Source organism: Pseudomonas sp. MD195_PC81_125 (assembly GCF_014060985.1).
Lineage (GTDB): Bacteria > Pseudomonadota > Gammaproteobacteria > Pseudomonadales > Pseudomonadaceae > Aquipseudomonas > Aquipseudomonas parakoreensis.
Genome location: NZ_JABULD010000085.1, coordinates 1 through 3,600 on the forward strand (window position 1 = coordinate 1; position 3,600 = coordinate 3,600).

Genomic DNA, 3,600 nt, shown 5'->3' on the forward strand with positions numbered 1-3,600 from the left:
AAAAATCAAAAATCAAAAGATCGCACCTTCGGCAGCTCCTACATTGGGATTGGTGGGGTTGGTGGGATTGGGTTAGCTGAGGACGACCACGCCGCCGGGCAGTTCGGTGCATTTGACGCCGTAGGCGTCGCGGATCAGCAGGGCGACGCCGGCGAGTTGGTCGAGGCTGAAGCGGGCTTGTACGCGGCGTTGGCCGAGTTCGCGGTTGAGCAACAGCAGCATGCCGGGGCGGTAGCGGTTGATCTCGTCGATCATCTGGCTGAGGGTTGCGCCGTTGAATACCAGCACTTGTTGGCGCCAGTTCATCACTGCGGCGGTGTCGACGCTTTGCACTGCGCCCACTTGCTGCGCGTCGTAGGTCAGTTGCTCACCCGGCTGCAGGCGCAGGCTGCGACCATCGACATTGACGTCCACCGAACCATCAAGGCACGTCACGCACACTTGCTGATCGGTGTTGCGCAAGTTGAACCGTGCCTGACTGGCGCGCAACCACCCTCCTCCAGCCTGCATCGCCAATGGCAGCCGCGCAGTCTGCACTTCGACTTCGCCGCTGACCAGTTCGAATCCCTGCACACCATCATCGCCAGAACGCTGGTTAATGCGGGTCTGGGTGTTGAGTTCCAGCTCACGCCATCGACCGGTTCGAAGCGCTTCTGCTGGCCGACTTCGGTGATGTAATCGGCGCCGAGCCCTTCAAAGCCACCGGGAATCGTCCCACGTACCAGCAAAAACGCCGCCGACGCAGCAATGGCGCCACCGAGAAACGCGCGCCGGCCAAACCGCCGAGGCGACTGCAGCCTTTCAGCGGCAGGCTGCAGGTTGTGCCACAACACCTTGGCCTGCTCGAAAGCCTGAGCATGTTCGGCGCTCTGCGCGCACCAGTCGCGCAAGGCGCGGGCGTCGGCCACGGTGGCGCGGCCCGAGGTCAGCAGGACCAACCAGTCGTGGGCTTCGCTGTGCAGTTTGTCGGCCGCCGATGGCTTGGCAGGTGTCAGTCGAAAGATGTTCAAACGCGCAGATTCTCAACGAAATGATCGGGCACTATTCAGAAGACGGTTTTCCGGCCCCGCGACCGAACCGCTGAAACACTTTTCTTTCCAGTTTCGCGGCGCAGAAGCCCAATGCGGCTTTGATTTCCTTTTCGACCATGCGCGTGGAGATGCCGAAGCGCTGGGAGATTTCCAGGTGCGGTGCCTCCTCCAGCCGCGCCGCGATGAAGATTCTGCGCCGCCGCGCGGGCAGCTCGTAAAGAGCACTGAGCAGCGACTGAATTTCCTTTTGCCCGCCCACCACCCGCGCCGGGTCCAGCGCCTCGTCGCCGACTTGCAGCAGCTCTTCGACTTCCTCGCCGGTGAGCAGGCGCGCATCGGCCTGACGGCGGTCGGCGGCGATGTTCAGGGCCATGCGATAGAGGTAGGCATTGGGCCGCAGCAGGTTCGGTGGCGTTTCCATGCGGTCGACCCGCAGGTAGGTTTCATGCAGCACGTCGTTGGCCAGGTCTTCCGAGCCGAGACGGCGTCGCAAGCGCACCCGAAAGTCCTCATAGGACGTCAGGAACAGCTGGACCATCGAACCTTGTCCGGTGTCTTTCATCCCCCGGAAACTCCTTCCCATTTGGTGCATTCCATGCGTTTCCCTGACGACTCCGGTAACAACAGCAACGTGACCGGCTGACGCAACGCGCTGGGGCGTCGGCCGGGTCGATCCTCAGATTGCGAAAGCTCTCCACCAGCGCGGTATCGCGCCGTACATCACCGGTGGTGGTGACCAACCGGTTGTGCTGCACCACGCCGTCGCGCCCGACCCAGACCTGCAACACCGCGCGATAACTGCCCGGACGGGTCAGCGGCGAACGGCACAGGTTGTGCTCGATCGCCGCTTGCACCGCAGTGGCGTAGCTGCGACTGACAGCGGCACTGGCCGGGGTGGTTTTGTCCAGGGCCGACGGCACGTCTTCGACCTGCGCCACCTGCAAGGTGAACGCGTCGTCGCGGGCATAACGCGCCATCAGGCCGCTGCCGCCGAGCAAACGACGCAGCGCATCGGCAGCGGTGTATTCGCCATCGACCGCCAACGAACGACGGCCACGACTCAACTGGCTGTCGACCAGCACCGCAACGCCCGTGGCGTGGCTATACTGATCCAGCGCCCGGGCCAGATCCTGCGCCGGAATGTGCAGGGTCATGCGCAGGTCGGCCGGCACCGGTCCGGCTGTCGTCCCGCCGCTGAACCAGCCAAGCAGCAGCCCCAGACTCACCCGGCGCACGAGCGTCGCTGAACGCTGAAAACCGTCCCTGGAACTGCCTCGCTGCACGGCTGACGTACCCCTGAAAACCGTCATCCTGATGGCTGTTTATGAATCTGGTGTGACGGGCGGTGCAAAAAAACCATCACGGGGATTCGCGCGAGGCTTGCACTAGACTGCAATCAGAGAACGGCCGCTTCGGGCCGGCCAGGAGGCTTGCATGAAATCACTGTGGAAAATCGCCCTCGGCGGGCTGCTGCTGAGCGCCTTCGCCAGTGCCCACGCCGAACAGCCGCTGGGCTGTGTGGAGGTGACGGTGGGCGGCTACAAGGCGCCGAATTACGATTGTCTGAGCCAGCAGATGGGCAACAATCCCGAGGGTGCTGCCGCCGCGCAGAAGAATCAGGAGGCAATGAACGTTCCCGTGAACAAACGGCCGCCAAATCAGGTTGGCCTCGCGACGCCGGCCGCAACAGGCACACGCATGGGCAACACCTTCGGCACCTCAGTCAAACCACAACGCCCAGCCGCGAATAACGGAACCTCCCCATTAACCAATAAATGAGTCAAACACCTGAGGCTAAGAAACTCACACACCTACAGGAAGGGGAAACACACCTGTGGCGAGGGGATTTATCCCCGATCGGCTGCGCAGCAGTCGTCAATCCGCTGACTCGGTTTATCTGACGGACCCGCGTCGGATAGTGTTGGGCCTGCTACGCAGGCCATCGGGGATGAATCCCCTCACCACAAGGAACACCTCAATCACAGGGTGTGAACGTCAGTCGCTTGGGATTTGGCGAAAGCTCACCGCCAGGCGATTCCAGCTGTTGATGGTGGTGACGGCCATGGTCAGATCCACCAGTTCAGCTTCACTGAATTGCGCTTTGGCCAACTGGTAAAGATCATCCGGCACATGACTTTCAGCCAACAACGTCACCGCCTCGGCCCAAGCCAACGCGGCGCGCTCGCGGGGATTGAAAAAGCCGCTGTCGCGCCACACCGCAATCGCATACAAACGCCGCTCACTCTCCCCGGCCCGCCGCGCGTCCACCGAGTGCATGTCGGTGCAGAACGCGCAGCCGTTGAGCTGCGACGCGCGGATCCTGATCAGTTGCAACAGCGGCGCCTCGATACTCAGGTCGCGGGTCAGCGCTTCCATGGCGATCATGGCTTTCATCGCCTTGGGTGAGGCGTTGTAGTACTCCAGACGCGGGGACATGGGCAGGTCTCGGAATGCGGGATAGTGGATTTACGGTAAGCGCTGATGCGCCAGCGTTACAGCCCCAATTCCACGAAAAACCACCACACCACTGAAATCCCGACCCCCACACAAATCCCCTGTAGGAGCTGCC

At 62.2% G+C, this 3,600-nt stretch carries 3 protein-coding genes and 2 pseudogenes; 1 reads left to right on the plus strand and 4 read right to left on the minus strand.

What is annotated here, in order from left to right; all coding sequences use genetic code 11:
• Nucleotides 1–72 precede the first annotated feature (72 nt).
• The 3 genes and pseudogenes from HT737_RS03685 to HT737_RS03695 form a co-directional block, all read right to left on the minus strand.
• A pseudogene (locus HT737_RS03685) lies at nt 73–1,010 on the minus strand (DUF4880 domain-containing protein).
• Between the two features lie 31 nt (nt 1,011–1,041).
• The gene (locus HT737_RS03690) at nt 1,042–1,593 is read right to left on the minus strand and encodes an RNA polymerase sigma factor (RefSeq protein WP_041062424.1); all 552 of its coding nucleotides are present in this window, start codon (nt 1,591–1,593) and stop codon (nt 1,042–1,044) included.
• Nucleotides 1,590–2,314 (minus strand): annotated as a pseudogene (locus HT737_RS03695) (secretin and TonB N-terminal domain-containing protein). Before HT737_RS03695 ends, HT737_RS03690 begins: the two are co-directional and overlap by 4 nt.
• A 151-nt stretch (nt 2,315–2,465) precedes the next feature.
• Here HT737_RS03695 and HT737_RS03700 point away from each other — a divergent pair.
• Nucleotides 2,466–2,810 carry a hypothetical protein gene (locus HT737_RS03700; protein WP_095666785.1) on the plus strand — a complete coding sequence of 115 codons (345 nt, stop codon included), beginning with the start codon at nt 2,466–2,468 and terminating at the stop codon, nt 2,808–2,810.
• Between the two features lie 216 nt (nt 2,811–3,026).
• Here the strand turns inward: HT737_RS03700 and HT737_RS03705 are convergent, their stop codons facing one another.
• Entirely contained in the window at nt 3,027–3,467 is a 441-nt protein-coding gene (locus HT737_RS03705; protein WP_182401483.1) for a carboxymuconolactone decarboxylase family protein, read from the minus strand.
• Nucleotides 3,468–3,600: the final 133 nt, after the last annotated feature.

Excerpts from the sequence above, each read along its gene's own strand:
- HT737_RS03690 (WP_041062424.1), bottom strand. The coding sequence starts at position 1,593 with ATGAAAGACACCGGACAAGGTTCGATGGTCCAGCTGTTCCTGACGTCC.
- HT737_RS03700 (WP_095666785.1), top strand. The coding sequence starts at position 2,466 with ATGAAATCACTGTGGAAAATCGCCCTCGGCGGGCTGCTGCTGAGCGCC.
- HT737_RS03705 (WP_182401483.1), bottom strand. The coding sequence starts at position 3,467 with ATGTCCCCGCGTCTGGAGTACTACAACGCCTCACCCAAGGCGATGAAA.